The sequence below is a fragment of the Pseudomonas sp. GNP013 genome (genome assembly GCF_054343995.1).
This window is the reverse complement of sequence record NZ_JBTGUT010000001.1, coordinates 289,607-309,420: the sequence shown is the minus strand read 5'-3', so window position 1 is coordinate 309,420 and position 19,814 is coordinate 289,607. Positions and strand designations below refer to the sequence as shown.

Sequence of the window (19,814 nt, the reverse complement as noted above, 5' to 3'; positions counted from 1 at the left end):
CGGCCTGGCGTGCGCAATCAGGGTTTCCCTCGATAGAGTGGGGTCATGTATGCTACGGCGCTTCCTGTAACTCCACTTCCCGCAGGGTTTGGGCATGCACGCGCCGCGCATCGGTGTCGCTCAGCCCTAACGCTGCACCGAAGAGGATTAGGCCACCCCTATTCAGTTCAAAAGTAGCCATGCACGAACATTACCAGCCCCGTGAAATAGAAAATGCCGCACAAACCTTCTGGGACGCGCAAAAGTCCTTTGAAGTCAGCGAACAGCCAGGCAAGGAGACTTACTATTGCCTGTCGATGTTCCCTTACCCCAGCGGCAAGCTACATATGGGGCACGTGCGTAACTACACCATCGGCGACGTGATCTCGCGCTATCAGCGCATGCTCGGCAAGAACGTCCTGCAACCCATGGGTTGGGACGCCTTCGGCATGCCGGCGGAAAACGCCGCGATGAAGAACAACGTGGCGCCCGCCAAGTGGACCTACGAAAACATCGCCTACATGAAGACCCAGCTGCGCAGCCTGGGCCTGGCGGTGGACTGGTCCCGCGAAGTGACCACCTGCAAGCCGGACTACTACCGCTGGGAACAATGGCTGTTCACCCGCCTGTTCGAAAAAGGCGTGATCTACCGCAAGAACGGCACCGTGAACTGGGACCCGGTCGACCAGACCGTACTGGCCAACGAGCAGGTGATCGACGGTCGCGGCTGGCGTTCCGGCGCGGTCATCGAAAAGCGCCAGATCCCGATGTACTACTTCAAGATCACCGCCTACGCCGATGAGTTGCTGTCGAGCCTCGACGACCTGCCGGGCTGGCCTGAACAGGTCAAGACCATGCAGCGCAACTGGATCGGCAAATCCAAGGGCATGGAAGTGCAGTTCCCGTATCACGTCGAGTCCATCGGCGAAGCGGGCGCACTCAAGGTCTTCACCACCCGCCCCGACACCCTGATGGGCGCGACCTACGTCGCCGTGGCCGCCGAACACCCGCTGGCCACCCAGGCCGCACAGAACAATCCCGAGCTTGCGGCGTTCATCGCCGAGTGCAAGGGCGGCAGCGTGGCCGAAGCCGACGTCGCCACCCAGGAGAAAAAAGGCCTGCCGACCGGGCTGTTCGTCGAGCATCCGCTGACCGGCGAAAAACTGCCAGTGTGGGTCGCCAACTATGTGCTGATGCACTACGGCGATGGCGCTGTAATGGCAGTGCCGGCGCACGACGAGCGTGATTTCGAATTCGCCACCAAGTACAACCTGCCGATCAAGTCAGTAGTGCGTACCAGCTCCGGCGATACCAACCCGGCCCCGTGGCAAGACGCCTATGGCGAACACGGCACCCTGATCAACTCCGGCGAATTCGACGGCCTGGACTTCGCCGGCGCCTTCGACGCCATTGAAGTGGCGCTGATCAAGAAAAACCTCGGCGCCTCACGCACCCAGTTCCGCCTGCGCGACTGGGGCATCAGCCGCCAGCGCTACTGGGGCTGCCCGATCCCGATCATCCACTGCGACACCTGCGGCGATGTGCCGGTGCCGGAAGACCAGTTGCCGGTCGTGCTGCCTGAAGACGTAGTGCCCGATGGCGCCGGTTCCCCGCTGGCCCGCATGCCCGAGTTCTACGAGTGCGCCTGCCCCAAATGCGGCGCGCCGGCCAAGCGTGAAACCGACACCATGGACACCTTCGTCGAGTCCTCGTGGTACTACGCCCGCTACGCCTCGCCGCACTATGAAGGCGGCCTGGTGGAAAAATCCGCAGCCGACCATTGGTTGCCGGTGGACCAGTACATCGGCGGTATCGAACACGCCATCCTGCACCTGCTCTACGCGCGCTTCTTCCACAAGCTGATGCGTGACGAAGGCCTGGTGAGTTCCGATGAGCCGTTCAAGAACCTGCTCACCCAGGGCATGGTGATCGCCGAGACCTACTATCGCCGCGAAGCCAATGGTGCCTACACCTGGTTCAACCCGGCGGACGTGGAACTGGAGCGTGACAGCAAGGCCAAGGTGATCAGCGCCAAACTGAAATCCGACGGCCTGCCGGTGGAAATCGGCGGCACCGAGAAAATGGCCAAGTCCAAGAACAACGGCGTCGACCCGCAGTCGATGATCGATCAGTTCGGCGCCGACACCTGCCGCCTGTTCATGATGTTCGCATCGCCACCGGACATGAGCGCCGAATGGTCCGACTCCGGCGTCGAAGGCTCGCACCGCTTCCTCAAACGCGTCTGGCGCCTGGCCCACGCCCATGTCAGCCAGGGCCTGCCCGGCAAACTGGACGTGGCCGCGCTGAGCGACGAGCAGAAAGCCATTCGCCGCAGCACCCACTTGGCCATCAAGCAAGCCGGCCAGGACGTGGGCCAGAACCACAAGTTCAACACCGCCATCGCTCAGGTGATGACACTGATGAACGTGCTGGAAAAAGCCCCGCAAACCACCGAGCAGGATCGCGCACTGATTCAGGAGGGCCTGGAAACGGTTACCCTGTTGCTCGCCCCGATCACACCGCACATCAGCCATGAGTTGTGGAGCCGGTTGGGCCACAACGAGGCAGTCATCGATGCGCGGTGGCCGGTGCAGGATGACAGCGCGCTGGTGCAGGACACGTTGCAACTGGTGATCCAGGTCAATGGCAAACTGCGCGGGCAGATCGACATGCCCGCCAGTGCGAGTCGCGAAGAGGTTGAAGCGGCGGCGCGGGTCAACGAGAACGTGCTGCGCTTTACCGAAGGCCTGACGATCCGCAAAGTGATCGTGGTGCCGGGCAAACTGGTCAATATCGTCGCCAGCTAAATCGGATCGGGCGCAAGGCTTGAGCCTTGCGCCGAACTAAACCTTCAGGGCCTCGATAAGGCCCGCCTGGTTTCAAGGGGAGCAACAAAAATGATCAAACGCAATTTGCTGGTGATGGGCCTTGCCGTGCTGCTGAGCGCATGCGGCTTCCAGTTGCGCGGCACCGGCACCAATGAACTGGCGATCAAGGAATGGGACGTCAGCGCCCGCAACGCCTACGGCGAAACCGTGACGCAATTGCGTCAGGTCATGGAAAGCAGCGGCGTGCACATCTACACCGGCGCGCCCTACAAGCTGTTCCTGGCCGACGAGCGAGACACCCAGCGCAACCTGAGCTACGCCAGCGCCGGCCGTGCCTCGGACATCGAGCTGAGCACCGAGCTGACCTTCGAGATCCAGGGCCGTGACAAGCTGCCATTGATGGGTGACAAGATCCAGGTACAGAAGGTCGTCAGCCACGACGGCAATAACCTGGTAGGTTCTGACTCGCAAATCATTCAGGTGCGCAAGGAAATGCGGCGTGATCTGGTCCAGCGCATGGTCCTGCGCCTTTCGCTGCTGACCCCGCAACAACTTGAGACATTGCAGCAACGCGCTGACGACAAGGCCAAGGCTGACGCCGATGCCTTGAAAGCTGCGCAAGAGTACGAAAACAACACGCCGAAACAATCGCCTGTTGAAGTCCCTGTCGAGTAAGCCAGACGGGGCGCCCCAGGCGCCCCGTTCGCCCCGCCTATGAAACTTGCCCCCGCCCAACTCGCCAAACACCTGCAAGGTGGCCTTGCGCCTGTGTACATCGTCAGCGGCGATGACCCGCTGCTGTGCCAGGAAGCGGCAGACGCCATTCGCAGCGCCGCGCGCCAGCAAGGTTTCGACGAACGCCAGGTGTTCAGCGCCGACGCCAGTTTCGACTGGGGTACGTTGCTGCAAGCCGGCGCCAGCATGTCGTTGTTTGCCGAAAAGCGCCTGCTGGAACTGCGCCTGCCCTCGGGCAAGCCCGGTGACAAGGGCGCGGCGGCGCTGATGGAATACTGCGCACGGCCGGCCGAGGACACGGTCCTGCTGATCAGCCTGCCCAAGCTCGACGGCAGTGCGCAGAAAACCAAGTGGGGCAAGGCGCTGGTGGAAGGCGCGCAGACGCAGTTCATCCAGATCTGGCCGGTGGACAGCAACCAGTTGCCGCAGTGGATTCGTCAACGCCTTTCCCAGTCAGGGTTGTCGGCGACACAAGACGCTGTGGAGCTGATTGCCGCGCGGGTCGAGGGCAACCTGCTGGCCGCCGCTCAGGAGATCGAAAAGCTCAAGTTGATGGCTGAAGACGGACAGATCACCGTCGAAACCGTGCAAGGTGCGGTGGCCGACAGTGCGCGCTTTGACGTGTTCGGGCTGGTGGACGCTATCCTCAACGGTGAGCCGGCCCATGCCCTGCGCATGCTCGAAGGCTTGCGCGGCGAAGGGGTGGAGCCGCCGGTGATTCTATGGGCCCTGGCCCGCGAGCTGCGGGTACTGGCCAATATCGCACTGCAATACAGCCAGGGCACGCCACTGGACAAATGCTTCAGCCAGGCCCGCCCACCGGTGTGGGACAAGCGCAAGCCGCTGATGAGCAAAGCCCTGCAACGGCACACGGCGCAACGCTGGGCGCAATTGTTGCTGGAGGCGCAGCGTATCGATGCACAGATCAAGGGCCAGGCGGCGGGCTCGCCGTGGATGAGTCTGAGCCGTTTGTCGCTATTGATGGCCGGCCAGCGCCTCACACTGCCCGCCGAATAACCCCGCCGCATTTTGATCTGTATTTACAATTCTCAGGCTTTACAGCCCCGCCGATTCGGCCGATTATTTGCGCCGTTCCACTCATCCATCAAGAGTACTCATCATGAGCAAAAAGCCATCCAGGAATGGCCCCAACAAGGCCAAATCCATCATCGCCCAGCCACTGTTCCGCAGCCGCCAGGAACGCGCCAGCAAGGGCAAAGGCAGCTACCGCCGCGAAGCCTTCCAGTCTGACAGCTGGGAGGCTTCTTACTTTCTGGCTGCCTGAAGGCAAGCGCCCCTCCGGCATGATAAGGTCTGCACTTGATTTGTAACCCCTGGACCTGTGCATGCCCTCTAGTCTTTCCCGTCGTTGGCACCTGCGCCAATTGATTGCTGCCTCCAGCCTTATTCTGCTTGTCGCCTGCGCCGAGAAACCCACCGCCGCCGACGCCCAGCCTCTGCCGAAAATCCAGACCGTGCCGGCCGTAGCGCCTGCCGTGGTTGCACCTTTGGCGGTGGACAATCTTGATATCCAGCCCACCCAGACTTTTGCCGAATGGCAGGCCGGGTTCCGCGTGGACGCGCTGAAAGCCGGGATCACACCCGCCGTCTTTGATAACGCCTTCGCCAACGTCACCCCCGACATGGCGGTGATTCGCGCCGACCGCAGCCAGCCGGAGTTTTCCCGCCCGGTGTGGGAGTACCTCGACGGTGCCCTGTCGGCGGTGCGCGTGCGCAATGGCCAGGCGCTGCTGATCAAGTACGCCGATACCCTGCAGAGCATCGAGCAACGCTATGGCGTCGACCGCCAGGCGCTGGTCTCGGTGTGGGGAATGGAAAGTAATTTTGGCGCGTTCCAGGGCAATAACTCGGTCATCCGCTCTCTGGCCACCCTGGCCTATGAGGGCCGCCGCCCGGCATTTGCCCAGGCGCAATTGCTCGCCGCGCTGCAGATCATCCAGCATGGCGATATCCAGGCCGACCAGATGAAAGGCTCGTGGGCCGGCGCCATGGGTCAGACCCAATTTATCCCGACCACCTACAACACCCACGCCGTGGACTTCGATGGCGACGGCCGCCGCGATATCTGGAACAGCCCGGCCGACGCCCTCGCCTCCACCGCGCATTACCTGCAAAGCTCCGGCTGGCAGAAAGGCCAGCCGTGGGGCTTCGAGGTGAAACAACTGCCGACCCACTTCGATTACGCCCTGGCCGACGGCAGCGTGCGCAAGAGCGTGGCCGAGTGGCTGAAACTCGGCATTCAGCTGCCACCGGGGGCAAGCATGCCGCCCAACGTCGACCAACTGTCCGCCGCCCTGCTGCTGCCAGCCGGTTACCGTGGCCCGGCGTTCCTGGTGCTGGATAACTTCCGCGCGATCCTCAAGTACAACAACTCCTCTTCCTACGCACTGGCGGTTGGCCTGCTGTCGGAGCGGTTTGGTGGCGGGGGTGTGATTCGTGGAGACTGGCCCAAGGATGAATTGCCGCTGAGCCGCTCCCAACGCATCGACCTGCAGGCAGCGCTGACCGCCAAGGGCTATGACGCGGGCAACCCGGACGGGATTATCGGCGCGAATACGCGCAAGGCGATTCGCGCGGCGCAGCAGGCGCTGGGCTGGCCGGCGGACGGGTATGCGACGGTGAAGTTGCTGGAGTCTCTGCAGAACCGCTAGATTCGCTTATGGCGACTACCGTCATCGGGAGCAAGCACCTCCCACCTTTGAACTGTGAATACATTCAACGTGTGGGAGGGGGCTTGCTCCCGATGACGGCATGCCAGGCAACCATTATTTAAAGACCACATCCTGCTCCAGCACCACCCGCTGCTCCCCCGCATCCAGGCGAACCACTGCGCCCAGCGGCAACGTCAGGTTGGGATCGCAGTGCCCGCTGCGCCAGCCGGCCAGTACCGGAATGCCGAGCGGTTCGAAGGTCTGCTTCAATAGCCGTTCCAACGCCATGCCGTCCACCCCTGCTACATCCCCCACCAACACACCGGCGACCTGCGCCAGCTTGCCGGCCAGGCGCAAGTGCGTGAGCAGACGGTCGATGCGGTAGATCGGCTCGTTGATGTCCTCGATAAACAGGATGATGCCTTGCGCGTCGATTTCAAACGGCGTGCCCATCACTGCGGCGATCATCGACAGGTTTCCACCCTGCAAGCGCCCACGGGCGATGCCCGGCTCAAGGGTGGTCAGCGGGAAGGCGACAGGGTGCGCCAACTCGCTGCCAGTGCCCAGTTGGCCACGCAGCAGGCTGAACAACGAGGACTCGGTGGGTGGCTGCTTGTCGCCCAGCAGATCGGCGTTGAGCATCGGCCCGTGGAAGGTCACAAAGCCCGCATAGCGGTTGATCGCCAGGTGCAAGGCGGTGATGTCGCTGTAGCCGACAAAGGGTTTGGGGTTGGCGCGCAGCAGGCCGAAATCCAGGCTGTCGAGCAGACGTGGCGTGCCGTAGCCGCCGCGCAGGCAGAAGATGGCATCGATATCGGGATCAGCGAAGGCGGCATGGAGGTCGGCGAGGCGGGTTTTATCGCTGCCGGCAAGGTAGCCGTCGCGTTCATACACACCGGGGTAGATGCGCAGGTCGTAGCCGCGATTGCGCATCCATTGCTCGGCTTTTTCCAGGTCCAGCGCGGCGGGGCCGGCCGGGGCGATCAGGGCGATGGTGCCTTCGGGGCGCAATGCGGGTACGGCGGCGTTCATCCATGTTCTCCATGCAAAAAGTGGGAGGGGGCTTGCTCCCGATGGCGGTGTGACAGTCAATACATCAGGTGACTGAAACACCGCTATCGGGAGCAAGCCCCCTCCCACATTGGCCCTTCCTGCACTTCAGGCCTGCGGTGTTACTCAGCGCTCAAGGCGGAAACCAGGCTGGCCTTGACCAGTTTGGCCTGCTCGTCGGCGTGGTACGACGAACGTACCAACGGGCCCGACGCCACGTTCTTGAAGCCCATCTTGTAGCCTTCCTCGGCGAACCAGGCGAAGACGTCCGGGTGCACGAAACGCTGCACCGGCAAGTGGCTGCGCGACGGTTGCAGGTATTGGCCGAGGGTCAGCATGTCGATGTCGTGTTCGCGCATGCGCTTCATGACGTCGATCACTTCTTCGTCGGTTTCGCCCAGGCCCAGCATCAGGCCGGATTTGGTCGGGATGTGCGGCATCATCTGCTTGAATTTCTGCAGCAGGGTCAGCGACCACTGGTAGTCCGAACCCGGACGCGCGGCCTTGTACAGGCGCGGCACGGTTTCCAGGTTGTGGTTGAACACATCCGGCGGCTCGGCAGCGGTGATTTCCAGCGCCACGTCCATGCGGCCACGGTAGTCCGGCACCAGGGTTTCAAGCATCACGTTCGGCGACAGCTTGCGGATTTCGCGGATGCAGTCGGCAAAGTGCTGGGCACCGCCGTCACGCAGGTCGTCGCGGTCCACCGAGGTGATCACCACGTATTTGAGTTTGAGGTCGGCGATGGCGATGGCCAGGCTTTGCGGCTCGTTCACGTCCAGCGGCTTCGGACGGCCATGGCCGACGTCGCAGAACGGACAGCGACGGGTGCAGATGTCACCCATGATCATGAAGGTGGCGGTGCCGCCGGAGAAGCACTCGCCCAGGTTCGGGCAGGACGCCTCTTCGCACACGCTGTGCAGCTTGTGTTTGCGCAGCAGGGCCTTGATACGGTCGACTTCCGGCGAAACCGGGATGCGCACGCGGATCCAGTCGGGTTTCTTCGGCAGTTCGGTGGTGGGAATGATCTTGACCGGGATGCGTGCAACCTTCTCGGCGCCACGCAGCTTGACGCCGGCTTCCACCTTGGCACGCGGGGCCGGGGCCGGACGCTCGGTGATGTCCAGCGTCGGGATCATGGTTTGCACTGCATCAGTAGTCATAATCAGTCGATTCCGCCCGTGAGGGTCGTCTGCTCAGCATAGTCGAGGTGTTTGACGAGCTGCGCGCGCAGCCGGGCACTTACCTCGGCAAATTTAATCGGTGTGGCGTGTTCGCTCAGTTGCGTCATCGCAAGCCCCGCATAACCACAGGGGTTGATGCGACGAAATGGCGCCAGGTCCATGTCCACATTCAGGGCCAGGCCATGAAAGGAACAGCCATGGCGGATGCGCAACCCCAGCGAGGCGATTTTCGCACCGTCCACGTACACGCCGGGTGCATCGGGCTTGGCTGCGGCGCTCACGCCATAACTGGCCAGCAGCTCGATCAGGCACGCCTCCATGCGGCTCACCAGGTCGCGCACGCCAAACCCCAGCTTGCGCACATCCAGCAGCAGGTAAGCCACCAGTTGGCCGGGACCATGGTAAGTCACTTGGCCACCTCGGTCGACCTGCACCACTGGAATATCACCCGGCACCAGCAGGTGCTCGGCTTTGCCGGCCTGGCCCTGGGTGAACACCGGCGGATGCTCCACCAGCCAGATTTCATCCGGGGCCGAAGTGCCGCGCTCGTTGGTGAAGCGCTGCATGGCATGCCACACGGGCTCATAGGCCATCTGGCCAAGCTCGCGAAAGCCCAGGACTGAGGGCATCACAACACCATGTGCACGAAGCCGGTGGCCCGCAGTTCACTGTTGATGTCGTAGAGCTGTTCCTGACCGGTCGCAACGATGTGCAACTGGATCGTGGTGTATTTACCGTTGGTGCTCGAACGCTCGTCCACCCGGTTGTCGTTGATCGTCGCGTGTTTACGCACGATCTCGAGGATCTTGTCCTTGTTGCCTGCACCGGTATCGCTGATCACCTTGACGGGATAGTCCGTCACCGGGAACTCGATCTTTGGCGCCTTCACTTCTTTATCGGTCATGGCAGAACAGCCTCGTAAGCGGTAAGCCGTGGCGACGGGCAAAGCCCCGCGTCGGATCAACGCGGGGTTTTGCAGGTGCACACAATCAGTTGAACAAGCCGTAGAAGAACAGACGGATGCTATCCCACACGCGGCGGAAGATACCACCTTCGTCGACGGCGTCGAGCGCGATCAGGTCGGCGCTGTGCACCACCTTGTCGTCCAGCTTCACTTCGACTTTACCGATCACATCGCCCTTGGCGATAGGCGCAACCAGTTGCGGGTTCAGGGTCATGCTGGCAGCCAGCTTCTTCAGTTGGCCTTTAGGCATGGTCAGGGTCAGATCGTCGGCCAGGCCGGCCTTGACCTGGGAGGTCGCGCCCTTCCACACCGGTGCGGTCGCAAGCTCGGTGCCCTTCTGATAGAAGGTCTGGGTTTCGAAGAAACGGAAGCCGTAGGTCAGCAGCTTTTGCGTCTCGGCCGCACGGGCCTGCTCGCTGTTGGTGCCGAATACCACGGCGATCAGGCGCTGGCCATCACGTACAGCGGACGACACCATGCAGTAACCGGCTTCGTCGGTGTGGCCGGTTTTCAGGCCATCGACAGTCTTGTCACGCCACAGCAACAGGTTGCGGTTGGGCTGCTTGATGTTGTTCCAGAAGAATTCCTTCTGGGAGTAGATCGCATAGTGCACCGGGTCGACGCGGATGATCGCGCGGGCCAGGATCGCCATGTCGTGAGCCGACGAATAGTGCTCAGGGTTCGGCAGGCCGGTCGGGTTCATGAAGTGGCTGTTGGTCATGCCCAGGTCGCCGGCGGTCTTGTTCATCATGTCGGCGAACGCGTCTTCGCTGCCGGCGATGTGTTCGGCCAGGGCCACGCTGGCGTCGTTACCCGACTGGATGATGATGCCGTGCAGCAGGTCGCTCACGGTGACCTGCGAGCCGACCTTGATGAACATCCGCGAACCGCCGGTACGCCAGGCGTTTTCGCTGACGGTGACCGGATCGTTCTCGCCGATCTGGCCGCGACGGATTTCCAGGGTCGCGATGTAGGCGGTCATCAGCTTGGTCAGGCTGGCGGGCGGCAGGCGCACGTCACCGCCGTTCTCGACCAGCACGTTGCCGCTGGCGGCATCCATGAGGACCCAGGCCTTGGCGGCCAGTTGCGGGGAAGCCGGCACCATTTCAACCGCCCAGGCGGCCGGGGTGATGATCAGCGAGATAAGCAGGCACGTGCGTTTGGCTAAGGTGGTGATGTTCATCCGTCTCTCGAAATTGCGTATGGAAACTTGCCCTCGCGGGCAAAACTTATTCAGACAGTCCGTTGCCAGACTGTCGCGTGTTCGATTGCCCGCTCACCCCTTGCCCCCGGGTTTTTGTTGTTCAACGAGCCAGCAACCAGGGTTCGAGCCCCGCAGGAGCCTGAACCTTCAATCGGGTTTATTCGGCGGTGACCAGCTTGGGCTGCCCCAGGTTGGCCAGGCGTACGCTGTTCTGCACCTGCGCGACCTCGCTCGGCGAGCCGATCGGGCCCATGCGTACACGGTGCAGGGTCTGCTGGTTACGCACGATGGAGCTGATGAATACCGGCGCGTTGACCATGCCGCTGAGTTTGGACCTTAACAGTTCTGCCGCATCCGGGTTGGCGAAAGCGCCCACCTGCAGGAATTGCCCGCCGGCCATGGACGCGCCAGGTGCGGCCTGGGGCACGACCACGGTGTCCGGGGCGTGCTGCGCAGGCGGTGGTGTCCATTGTTCGATCTTGCCGGTGGAGGCGGTCACTTGCGGCTGCACGGTGCGCGGCTCGTTGAGCATCAACGGTGCCGGTTTGCCACGCTGGGCCCAGTATTGGGCCGGGTCGATGCCTTCGACCTTGACCCGCGCGGTGCCGGTTTCGGCATAGCCGAGTTTCTTCGCGGCGGCATAGGACAAGTCGATGATACGGTCGGAATAGAACGGCCCACGGTCGTTGACCCGCAGGATCACCGTGCGGTTGTTGTCCAGGTTGGTCACCCGCACATAGCTGGGCAGCGGCAATGTCTTGTGGGCCGCGCTCATGCCGTACAGGTCATAGACCTCGCCATTGGCGGTGTTCTGACCGTGGAACTTGGTGCCGTACCAGGACGCCGTGCCCGACTGGACGTAGGTTTTGGAGTCCTGCAGCGGGAAGTAATTCTTGCCCAGCACGGTGTAGGGGTTGGCCTTGTAGGGGCCGGTGTGCAGGGTCGGCGTGGCATCCGGGATCTTCGACACATCCACGTCCCACCACGGCGCGCCGTCCTTGTGCGCGCGGTTGATGTCCAGGCCCGGCTGGGCACGGACGATTGCGCCACCGGCCTTGGGCACCGGCCCACGGCTGGTGGGAGTGGACGTGGAACAACTGACAACCAGCAAGGACAACGCGGCAAACGCCACCAGCTTGAGCGGTTTATGGAACGGCGATGCCCGCATTACTTGGTGCCCCGTGCTTGGACCAGCATGTCTGACAGCTGATGCACGGCCATGGCGTACATCACACTGCGGTTATAACGCGTGATTGCGTAAAAATTCTGCAGGCCCATCCAGTATTCAGGACCCTTTTCGCCTTCAAGGCGGAACGCCGTCACCGGCAGATCGTCGCCGGGCGCATTCTGACTCGACCAGCCCAGCGCCCGCAACTCCCCAACGGTCTTGACCGGTTCGATGCCTTGAGTCAAACCTTCGTCGGCGCGTTCGCCGCTGACGTCGGCGCGCACCACCACCGGTTCGCCAGCCACCCAGCCATGGCGCTTGAAGTAGCTGGCAACGCTGCCAATGGCGTCGTCCGGGTTGCTCCAGATATTGATGTGGCCGTCGCCGTCAAAATCCACCGCATAGGCGCGAAAGCTGCTCGGCATGAATTGCGGCAGGCCCATGGCACCGGCATAGGAGCCCTTGAGGGTCAGCGGGTCGACCTGCTCTTCGCGGGCCAGCAGGAGAAATTCGCGCAGCTCCTTGCGGAAGAAATCGGCGCGCGGCGGGTAATCGAAGCCCAGGGTCGACAAGGCATCGATCACCCGATAATTGCCGGTATTGCGCCCGTAGAAGGTTTCGATGCCGATGATCGAAACAATCACCTGGGCCGGCACGCCGTACTCCTGCTCGGCGCGGGCCAGCACCGCCTCGTGCTGACGCCAGAAGTCCACGCCCCGGGCCACGCGGGCATCGGTGAGGAACATCGGGCGATATTCCTTCCACTGCTTCACGCGTTCGGCCGGGCGCGAGATGGCGTCGAGGATCGCCTGCTTCTTCTGCGCCTCCCGGAACACGCCCATCAGCTGTTCACCGGCGAAACCGTAGTCGCGGGTCATTTCGCCGACAAATTCGGCGACCTGGGGAGAGCCATCGTAGTCACCGGCCTGCGTCTCCTGCGATGCACCGAGCAGCCCGATCAGGCCCATCCAGGATGCATGCCGAGTCGCCCAGCCGCGCATTACTTGCATTGACATCTTCACCTTATTCAAACCTGTGCGATCCATTTGCGATGCGTATGAATCGACATCAAAACCCCAAACGCTGACAGCAATGTCACCAGCGAAGTTCCGCCGTAGCTAATGAACGGCAACGGCACCCCTACCACCGGCAGCAGGCCACTGACCATACCGATGTTGACGAAAACGTAAACAAAAAAAGTCATGGTCAAGGCGCCGGCGAGCAATTTGCCGAACAGCGTCTGCGCCTGCGCGGTGATCACCAGGCCCCGCCCGATCAGCAGCAAATAGATCAGCAGCAGCGCACAGATGCCCACCAGGCCGAACTCTTCGCCCAGCACCGCGATAATGAAGTCGGTGTGGCTTTCGGGCAAAAAGTCCAGATGCGACTGGGTGCCCAGCAACCAGCCCTTGCCGAACACACCACCGGAACCGATCGCGGCCTTCGACTGGATAATGTTCCAGCCGGTGCCCAGCGGATCGCTTTCGGGGTCGAGGAACGTGAGGATCCGCTGCTTCTGATAGTCGTGCATAAAGAAGAACCACATCGCCACCGCCACCGGCACCGCAGCCGCCAGCACGCTGAGGATCCAGCGCCAGCGCAGGCCACCCATGAACAGCACGAAGGCGCCGCCGGCGAGGATCAGCAACGAGGTGCCGAGGTCGGGCTGGCGCACGATCAGGATGAACGGGATGCCGATCAGGATCAGGCTGATACCCACGTGCTTGAGCTGCGGCGGCAAGGTGCGTTTGGACAGGTACCAGGCAATGGTGGCCGGCATCAGGATCTTCATGAATTCCGACGGCTGGAAGCGAATCACCCCGGGAATGTTGATCCAGCGTGTCGCGCCCATGGCGTTGTGGCCCATCACATCCACCACCACCAGCAGCAACACCCCGGCGACATACCCCAGCGGCACCCAGCGCGCCATGAAGCGTGGCTCCAACTGCGCGATCACCACCATCGACAACAGGCCCAGGCCGAACGACGACGCCTGCTTGATCAGCAGGTCCCAGTCCTTGCCGCTGGCCGAATACAGCACAAACAGGCTGCCGGCCGCCAGGGTCAGCAGCAGGATCAGCAGCGGGCCATCAATGTGCATGCGCTGCAGCAACGTCGCGCGACGACGCATCACGTCCTCGCTGGAGAGGATGCGGTCAAAATTACTCTTCACGGGCCGTCACCTCGGGGGTTGAAGGGGGGCCGCCATACTCGGGCTTGAGCCTGCCGTCGTCGGCCAGCAGCCAGGCGTCCATGATCTGGCGCACCACCGGCGCAGCCACACCGGAGCCGGATTCGCCGTTCTCGACCATCACCGCCACCACGATTTTTGGCGCGTCGGCCGGGGCAAAGCCGACAAACAAGGCGTGGTCACGGTGACGCTCCTGAACCTTGCTGCGGTCATACTTTTCGCCCTGCTTGATCGCCACCACCTGCGCCGTACCGCTCTTGCCGGCAATGCGGTACTGCGCGCCAAGCGCGGCCTTGCGCGCGGTGCCCCGGGCGCCGTGCATCACCTGCTGCATGCCGTGATTGACCTTGGCCCAGTCGGACGGGTCGCGCAGCACGATGTCGGGAATCGGGTTTTCATCCACCGGTTTTTCGCCTTCGATGGTCCGGGCCAGGTGCGGGCGGTTCCAGATGCCTTTGTTGGCCACCAACGCGGTGGCCTGGGCCAGTTGCAGCGGGGTGGCCTGCATGTAGCCCTGGCCGATGCCGAGAATCAGGGTTTCACCCGGGAACCACGCCTGGCGACGGGTCGCGCGCTTCCATTCACGTGATGGCATCAGACCGGGGGATTCTTCGAACATGTCCAGGGAGACTTTCTGACCGAGGCCGAACTTGCCCATGTAGGCCGCCAGACGGTCGATCCCCAGCTTGTGGGCCAGGTCGTAAAAATAGGTGTCATTGGAGCGCATGATCGCGGTGTCCAGGTCGACATAGCCGTCACCGGTGCGGTTCCAGTTGCGGTATTTGTGGTCGTAGTTGGGCAGCATGTAGTAGCCCGGGTCGTACACACGGCTGGAAGCGGTGACCACGCCCGCGTCCAGGCCGGCAATCGCCACCGCCGGCTTGATGGTCGAGCCAGGCGGGTACAGGCCGCGCAGCACGCGGTTGAACAGCGGTCGGTCGATGGAATCACGCAACTCGGCGTAGGCCTTGAAGCTGATGCCGGTCACGAACAGGTTGGGGTCGAAGCTCGGCTGGCTGACCATCGCCAGCACCTCGCCAGTGTTCGGGTCGAGGGCCACTACCGCGCCGCGCCGACCGCCCAGGGCCATTTCGGCGGCTTCCTGCAGCTTGATGTCCAGGCTCAGCACGATGTCCTTGCCGGGCACCGGGTCGGTGCGCTTGAGCACGCGCAGCACGCGGCCTCGCGCGTTGGTTTCGACTTCTTCGTAACCCACCTGGCCGTGCAGCTCGGGCTCGTAGAAGCGCTCGATGCCGGTTTTGCCGATGTGATGGGTGCCGCTGTAATTGACCGGATCGAGGCTTTTGAGCTCTTTCTCGTTGATGCGCCCCATATAGCCGACCGAGTGGGCAAAGTGCGGCCCCTGCGGGTAATGACGCACCAACTGCGCCACCACTTCCACGCCGGGCAGGCGGAACTGGTTCACCGCGATGCGCGCGATCTGCTCTTCGGTCAGCTCGAACAGAATCGGCACCGGCTCGAACGGCCGGCGCCCCTGCCTCATGCGTTTTTCGAAGATCACCCGGTCTTCCGGCGTCAGTTGCAGCACCTCGACGATCACATCGAGCACCTGCTGCCAGTCGCCGGAGCGTTCGCGGGTCATGCTCAGGCTGAAGCTGGGGCGGTTATCGGCAACCACCACGCCGTTGCGGTCGAAAATCAGCCCACGGGTCGGCGGGATCGGCTGCACGTGCACGCGGTTGTTTTCCGACAGCGTGGAGTGATAGTCGTACTGGATCACCTGCAGGAAATACAGGCGCGCGACCAGCACGCCGATCAGCCCCACCACCAGGAAAGCACCAAACACGACCCGAGCGCGTACCAGACGTGCGTCTTTCTCGTGGTCCTTGATGCGGATCGGCTGAGTCATCGGGCGCGGCGCAGATTATTTGTGGTAAGGGTGCCCGGACAGGACTGTCCAGGCGCGATACAGCTGTTCACCGATCAGAATCCTTACCAACGGGTGCGGCAACGTCAGCGCCGACAGCGACCAGCGCTGATCGGCCCGCGCACAGACTTCCGGCGCCAGCCCTTCAGGGCCACCGACCATGAAGTTGACCGTGCGCGAATCCAGACGCCAGCGGTCCAGTTCCACCGCCAGTTGCTCGGTACTCCAGGGCTTGCCGTGCACTTCGAGGGTGACGATGCGCTCGTTGGGGCCGACCTTGGCCAGCATGGCCTCGCCTTCCTGACGGATAAAGCGCGCCACGTCGGCATTCTTGCCCCGGGTGTTGAGCGGGATTTCCACCAGCTCAAGCGACAGCTCGGCCGGCAGACGCTTGGCATACTCATGCCAGCCTTCTTCCACCCACTTGGGCATGCGTGAACCGACAGCGATCAGACGCAGGCGCACAGCCGTTCCTTATTCCTGGTCTTTGTTGAGCTTGTCGAAGTGCGCGTGGCCCACTTCCGGGCTGTGGTGCTTGCCATCGGCGGCACGGCTCTGCTCGGCGCCTTTCCACAGGCGCTCCAGGTCGTAGAACTGACGGGCGTTGCTGGTCATCATGTGAACGATCACGTCGTCCATGTCCAGCAGCACCCAGTCGCTGTCGCCCTTGCCTTCTTCACCCAATGGCTTGACGCCCTGGGCTTTGACGGCTTCGCGGACCTTGTCGAGCATCGCGCCGATCTGGCGGTTGGAGGTACCGGTGGCGATGATCATGTAGTCGGTGATGCTCTGCTTGTCGCGCACGTCAAGCACCTGGATATCCTGGGCCTTCACGTCTTCAAGCGCGGCAACCGCGACTTTCACCAGCTCTTCGCCAGCCAGCTCCGGGCCAACGTGGGCTTCAACCGGCAGCGGGGCGCTTTTGAAGGTGCCTTTACGCTTAACTTTGCTTACGTCTTTGTTCGTCATAAAAAACTCGTTTTGCTCATATGTTCGGGCGCTTGCTGCACGACGGTTCGTGCGGTCAAGCGCGCCTTTTCAGTTCGACGCACGGTAAAGCCCGTGCGCATCGATGTAGGCCAGGACCGCGTCAGGCACCAGGAAACGTACCGACTTCCCGCTGGCCAGCAGTTGACGGATCTGGGTGGCAGACACCGCAAGCGGGGTCTGCCAGACGAATGCAATATTCCCGTTCGGCCCGGTCAGGGCCAAGGGGTCACTTACCGACCGCGCGGCCAGCAGGTTGCGCAGGGCATCCGGCGGTTCGCTGTCGGCATCCGGGCGTTGCAGCACCAGGATGTGGCAATGCTGGAGGAGTTCCTCCCAGCGATGCCAAGAGGGCAGGCCGCAAAATGCGTCCCAGCCCAAAAGCAGAAACAACTGGTCATCAGCGGCCAGCTCGGCGCGCATCAGCTCCAGGGTGTCGACAGTGTAGGACGGTTTATCGCGCTTGAGTTCGCGGTCGTCCACCACCAGCGGTGCGATGCCCTCCACTGCCACGCGCACCATTTCCAGACGCTGCTGCGGCGACACCTGCGGCATGTCGCGATGGGGCGGCCGCGCGTTGGGCATCACCCGCATCTCGTCCAGCCCGAGCGCATCGGCAACCTCAAGTGCACTGCGCAAATGGCCGATGTGCACGGGGTCGAAGGTGCCACCGAGCAGCCCGATGCGTTTAGCCATCAAGTGCGCACGTGACCGTCGCCGAACACTACGTACTTCTCGCTGGTCAGGCCTTCCAGGCCGACCGGGCCGCGTGCGTGGAGTTTGTCGGTGGAGATGCCGATCTCCGCGCCCAGGCCATATTCGAAGCCGTCGGCAAAGCGCGTCGAGGCGTTGATCATCACCGACGCGGAATCCACTTCGGTGAGGAAACGCCGGGCATCGCTGAAATGCTCGGAGACAATCGCGTCGGTGTGCTTGGAGCCGTATTTATTGATGTGTTCGATGGCCTGGTCCAGGTCGTCGACGATGCGGATCGACAGGATGGGCGCCGTGTACTCGGTGTACCAATCTTCTTCGGTGGCCTCGATCACGTCCGCGCCCAGCAGCGCACGGGTGCGCTCGCAACCGCGCAGCTCCACGCCCTTGTCGCGGTAGATGGCAGCCAGCGGCGGCAGCACGCGCTCGGCAATGCCGGCGTGCACCAGCAGCGTCTCCATGGTGTTGCACGGGGCGTAGCGATGGGTCTTGGCGTTGTCGGCGATGCGGATCGCCTTGTCGAGGTCGGCGGCCACGTCGATGAACACGTGGCACACGCCGTCCAGGTGCTTGATCACCGGCACCTTGGCCTCGCGGCTGACGCGCTCGATCAGGCTCTTGCCACCGCGTGGCACGATCACGTCGACAAACTCCGGCATGGTGATCAACGCGCCGACGGCCGCGCGGTCGGTGGTTTCCACCACCTGCACCACTTCGGCGGGCAGCTCGGCCACGGCCAGGCCCTGCTGGATGCACGCGGCAATGGCACGGTTGGAATGGATCGCCTCGGAACCGCCACGCAGAATGGTGGCGTTGCCGGACTTGAGGCACAGGCTCGCGGCGTCAATGGTCACGTTCGGGCGCGACTCGTAGATGATGCCGATCACGCCCAGGGGCACGCGCATCTTGCCAACCTGGATGCCGGACGGCAGGTAGCGCATATCGCGGATTTCACCGATGGGGTCAGGCAGCTTCGCCACCTGACGCAGGCCTTCGATCATGTCGTCGATACGTGCCGGGGTCAGCGCCAGGCGGTCCAGCAGGGCCGGTTCCAGGCCATTGGCGCGGCCGTTGGCCAAATCCTGTGCATTGGCGGCGGCAAGTTCTGCGCGCGCGGCATCCAGCGCATCGGCGGCGGCCAGCAGGGCACGGTTCTTCTGCGCAGTGCTCGCACGGGCGATCAACCGCGAGGCCTGGCGGGCTGCGCGACCCAGGCGGGTCATGTAGTCGAGAACGGACTCAGTCATGGTCAGAGAGACTTGGCCAAAGAGGAAAGCGGCAGATTATAGCTGTGACGCCGCCCGACTGACAGCGGTGAGGGGCGGATGGTCGAAATGAACTGTAAAAAACGGGTGTTCAGCGGTAATTAAGCGGGGAGTTGTTATTATTCGGTCACATTTACCTGCACTCCCCTGATCTCCTATGCCCAGTGTGACCCCGCAACTCCCCGCCAGCGCCCTGCCCGACCGCTTCTTCGACCGTGACGCGCAAGTGCTCGCACGGGATCTGCTCGGAAAAGTCATACGCCATCGCGTGGGTGATCTCTGGCTTTCTGCGCGAATTATTGAAACCGAAGCCTATTACGTGGCCGAAAAAGGCAGTCACGCGTCACTTGGCTACACAGAAAAGCGTAAGGCTTTGTTTCTGGATGGTGGCCATATCTACATGTATTACGCCCGGGGCGGCGATTCGCTGAACTTCAGCGCCCATGGCCCGGGCAACGCGGTGCTGATCAAGTCGGCCTATCCGTGGGTGGATGAAATCTCCGGCCCCGCCAGCCTGGCGCAAATGCTGCTCAACAACCCGAACCCCGACGGCAGCCCACGCGCCTCGCAAAAACTCTGCGCCGGCCAAACGCTGCTGTGCAAAGCCCTGGGGCTGAAGGTGCCGATGTGGGACGCCAAGCGGTTCGACCAGGAATTGCTCTATGTGCAGGACGTGGGGCAGACGCCCACGCAGATTATCCAGACCACCCGCCTGGGCATCCCGAGCGGGCGCGATGAGCACTTGATGTACCGTTTCGTCGATGCAGGCTATGCGCCTTATTGCACGCGGAACCCGCTGCGACGTGGCCAAGTCGAAGGCCGGGATTATTTTTTGATTCGAGCCGACCGGGCATGAGCGCTTATATCGCCGCAGCCCTTTGTGGGAGCTGGCTTGCCTGCGAAGGCGGTACCCAGCAAACATTGCTGTTGACTGACCCACCGCTTTCGCGGGCAAGCCCGCTCCCACAGTTGACCTTCAGTGTTC

Annotated in this window: 19 protein-coding genes; 6 read left to right on the top strand and 13 right to left on the bottom strand. The window is 62.7% G+C overall.

Annotation, left to right across the window (positions count from 1 at the left end):
• The first annotated feature begins 179 nt into the window (after positions 1-179).
• The 5 genes from leuS (at position 180) to ACXX81_RS01440 (ending at position 6,214) form a co-directional block, all read left to right on the top strand.
• Complete coding sequence (gene leuS / locus ACXX81_RS01460; protein ID WP_458571101.1) at positions 180-2,786, top strand: leucine--tRNA ligase; 2,607 nt, start codon at positions 180-182, stop codon at positions 2,784-2,786.
• Positions 2,787-2,876: 90 nt separating this feature from the next.
• Positions 2,877-3,482, top strand: a complete 606-nt coding sequence (locus ACXX81_RS01455; protein ID WP_209985169.1) for an LPS-assembly lipoprotein LptE — start codon at positions 2,877-2,879, stop codon at positions 3,480-3,482.
• Between the two features lie 39 nt (positions 3,483-3,521).
• Positions 3,522-4,559 carry a DNA polymerase III subunit delta gene (holA, locus tag ACXX81_RS01450; RefSeq protein WP_003237014.1) on the top strand — a complete coding sequence of 346 codons (1,038 nt, stop codon included), beginning with the start codon at positions 3,522-3,524 and terminating at the stop codon, positions 4,557-4,559.
• A 103-nt stretch (positions 4,560-4,662) separates the two neighbouring features.
• The gene (gene arfA / locus ACXX81_RS01445) at positions 4,663-4,827 is read left to right on the top strand and encodes an alternative ribosome rescue factor ArfA (protein WP_458571100.1); all 165 of its coding nucleotides are present in this window, start codon (positions 4,663-4,665) and stop codon (positions 4,825-4,827) included.
• 61 nt (positions 4,828-4,888) lie between these two features.
• Positions 4,889-6,214, top strand: coding sequence for a lytic murein transglycosylase (locus tag ACXX81_RS01440; RefSeq protein WP_209985178.1), 1,326 nt, complete (start codon positions 4,889-4,891; stop codon positions 6,212-6,214).
• 114 nt (positions 6,215-6,328) lie between these two features.
• Here the strand turns inward: ACXX81_RS01440 and ACXX81_RS01435 are convergent, their stop codons facing one another.
• The 13 genes from ACXX81_RS01435 to ACXX81_RS01375 form a co-directional block, all read right to left on the bottom strand.
• The gene (locus tag ACXX81_RS01435) at positions 6,329-7,246 is read right to left on the bottom strand and encodes a S66 peptidase family protein (protein WP_322212008.1); all 918 of its coding nucleotides are present in this window, start codon (positions 7,244-7,246) and stop codon (positions 6,329-6,331) included.
• Between the two features lie 140 nt (positions 7,247-7,386).
• A complete protein-coding gene (gene lipA / locus ACXX81_RS01430; RefSeq protein ID WP_458572559.1) occupies positions 7,387-8,403 on the bottom strand; it encodes a lipoyl synthase in 1,017 nt (338 codons plus the stop codon).
• A 26-nt stretch (positions 8,404-8,429) separates the two neighbouring features.
• Positions 8,430-9,077 (bottom strand): lipoyl(octanoyl) transferase LipB, encoded by a 648-nt coding sequence (lipB, locus tag ACXX81_RS01425; protein WP_209985184.1) that lies wholly within the window; start codon positions 9,075-9,077, stop codon positions 8,430-8,432.
• Entirely contained in the window at positions 9,077-9,352 is a 276-nt protein-coding gene (locus ACXX81_RS01420; RefSeq protein ID WP_003237028.1) for a DUF493 domain-containing protein, read from the bottom strand. Before ACXX81_RS01420 ends, lipB begins: the two co-directional genes overlap by 1 nt.
• A gap of 85 nt (positions 9,353-9,437) precedes the next feature.
• A complete protein-coding gene (locus tag ACXX81_RS01415; protein WP_065952059.1) occupies positions 9,438-10,595 on the bottom strand; it encodes a D-alanyl-D-alanine carboxypeptidase family protein in 1,158 nt (385 codons plus the stop codon).
• A 178-nt stretch (positions 10,596-10,773) separates the two neighbouring features.
• Positions 10,774-11,784, bottom strand: coding sequence for a septal ring lytic transglycosylase RlpA family protein (locus ACXX81_RS01410; RefSeq protein WP_458571099.1), 1,011 nt, complete (start codon positions 11,782-11,784; stop codon positions 10,774-10,776).
• Positions 11,784-12,794: a lytic murein transglycosylase B gene (mltB, locus tag ACXX81_RS01405; protein WP_209985187.1), complete on the bottom strand. Its 1,011-nt coding sequence runs from the start codon at positions 12,792-12,794 to the stop codon at positions 11,784-11,786. Before mltB ends, ACXX81_RS01410 begins: the two co-directional genes overlap by 1 nt.
• Before the next feature lie 17 nt (positions 12,795-12,811).
• Complete coding sequence (gene rodA, locus ACXX81_RS01400; RefSeq protein ID WP_057010160.1) at positions 12,812-13,915, bottom strand: rod shape-determining protein RodA; 1,104 nt, start codon at positions 13,913-13,915, stop codon at positions 12,812-12,814.
• Positions 13,916-13,946: 31 nt separating this feature from the next.
• Positions 13,947-15,845: a penicillin-binding protein 2 gene (gene mrdA / locus ACXX81_RS01395; RefSeq protein WP_209985190.1), complete on the bottom strand. Its 1,899-nt coding sequence runs from the start codon at positions 15,843-15,845 to the stop codon at positions 13,947-13,949.
• 15 nt (positions 15,846-15,860) lie between these two features.
• A complete protein-coding gene (rlmH, locus tag ACXX81_RS01390) occupies positions 15,861-16,328 on the bottom strand; it encodes a 23S rRNA (pseudouridine(1915)-N(3))-methyltransferase RlmH (protein ID WP_003176297.1) in 468 nt (155 codons plus the stop codon).
• A 9-nt stretch (positions 16,329-16,337) separates the two neighbouring features.
• The gene (gene rsfS, locus ACXX81_RS01385) at positions 16,338-16,832 is read right to left on the bottom strand and encodes a ribosome silencing factor (protein WP_003237041.1); all 495 of its coding nucleotides are present in this window, start codon (positions 16,830-16,832) and stop codon (positions 16,338-16,340) included.
• A gap of 69 nt (positions 16,833-16,901) precedes the next feature.
• Positions 16,902-17,546, bottom strand: a complete 645-nt coding sequence (gene nadD, locus ACXX81_RS01380) for a nicotinate-nucleotide adenylyltransferase (RefSeq protein ID WP_003237043.1) — start codon at positions 17,544-17,546, stop codon at positions 16,902-16,904.
• Positions 17,546-18,811, bottom strand: coding sequence for a glutamate-5-semialdehyde dehydrogenase (locus ACXX81_RS01375; RefSeq protein WP_209985192.1), 1,266 nt, complete (start codon positions 18,809-18,811; stop codon positions 17,546-17,548). Before ACXX81_RS01375 ends, nadD begins: the two co-directional genes overlap by 1 nt.
• A 175-nt stretch (positions 18,812-18,986) precedes the next feature.
• Here ACXX81_RS01375 and ACXX81_RS01370 point away from each other — a divergent pair, with 175 nt between their 5' ends.
• Positions 18,987-19,685 (top strand): DNA-3-methyladenine glycosylase, encoded by a 699-nt coding sequence (locus ACXX81_RS01370; RefSeq protein WP_209985195.1) that lies wholly within the window; start codon positions 18,987-18,989, stop codon positions 19,683-19,685.
• Positions 19,686-19,814 lie beyond the last annotated feature (129 nt).

Excerpts from the sequence above, each read along its gene's own strand:
- ACXX81_RS01435 (WP_322212008.1), bottom strand. The coding sequence starts at position 7,246 with ATGAACGCCGCCGTACCCGCATTGCGCCCCGAAGGCACCATCGCCCTG.
- lipB (WP_209985184.1), bottom strand. The coding sequence starts at position 9,077 with ATGCCCTCAGTCCTGGGCTTTCGCGAGCTTGGCCAGATGGCCTATGAG.
- ACXX81_RS01440 (WP_209985178.1), top strand. The coding sequence starts at position 4,889 with ATGCCCTCTAGTCTTTCCCGTCGTTGGCACCTGCGCCAATTGATTGCT.
- mrdA (WP_209985190.1), bottom strand. The coding sequence starts at position 15,845 with ATGACTCAGCCGATCCGCATCAAGGACCACGAGAAAGACGCACGTCTG.
- arfA (WP_458571100.1), top strand. The coding sequence starts at position 4,663 with ATGAGCAAAAAGCCATCCAGGAATGGCCCCAACAAGGCCAAATCCATC.
- rodA (WP_057010160.1), bottom strand. The coding sequence starts at position 13,915 with ATGCGTCGTCGCGCGACGTTGCTGCAGCGCATGCACATTGATGGCCCG.
- ACXX81_RS01455 (WP_209985169.1), top strand. The coding sequence starts at position 2,877 with ATGATCAAACGCAATTTGCTGGTGATGGGCCTTGCCGTGCTGCTGAGC.
- nadD (WP_003237043.1), bottom strand. The coding sequence starts at position 17,546 with ATGGCTAAACGCATCGGGCTGCTCGGTGGCACCTTCGACCCCGTGCAC.
- ACXX81_RS01375 (WP_209985192.1), bottom strand. The coding sequence starts at position 18,811 with ATGACTGAGTCCGTTCTCGACTACATGACCCGCCTGGGTCGCGCAGCC.
- lipA (WP_458572559.1), bottom strand. The coding sequence starts at position 8,403 with ATGATCCCGACGCTGGACATCACCGAGCGTCCGGCCCCGGCCCCGCGT.
- ACXX81_RS01410 (WP_458571099.1), bottom strand. The coding sequence starts at position 11,784 with ATGCGGGCATCGCCGTTCCATAAACCGCTCAAGCTGGTGGCGTTTGCC.
- leuS (WP_458571101.1), top strand. The coding sequence starts at position 180 with ATGCACGAACATTACCAGCCCCGTGAAATAGAAAATGCCGCACAAACC.
- ACXX81_RS01370 (WP_209985195.1), top strand. The coding sequence starts at position 18,987 with ATGCCCAGTGTGACCCCGCAACTCCCCGCCAGCGCCCTGCCCGACCGC.
- ACXX81_RS01420 (WP_003237028.1), bottom strand. The coding sequence starts at position 9,352 with ATGACCGATAAAGAAGTGAAGGCGCCAAAGATCGAGTTCCCGGTGACG.
- rsfS (WP_003237041.1), bottom strand. The coding sequence starts at position 16,832 with ATGACGAACAAAGACGTAAGCAAAGTTAAGCGTAAAGGCACCTTCAAA.
- mltB (WP_209985187.1), bottom strand. The coding sequence starts at position 12,794 with ATGCAAGTAATGCGCGGCTGGGCGACTCGGCATGCATCCTGGATGGGC.
- ACXX81_RS01415 (WP_065952059.1), bottom strand. The coding sequence starts at position 10,595 with ATGAACATCACCACCTTAGCCAAACGCACGTGCCTGCTTATCTCGCTG.
- holA (WP_003237014.1), top strand. The coding sequence starts at position 3,522 with ATGAAACTTGCCCCCGCCCAACTCGCCAAACACCTGCAAGGTGGCCTT.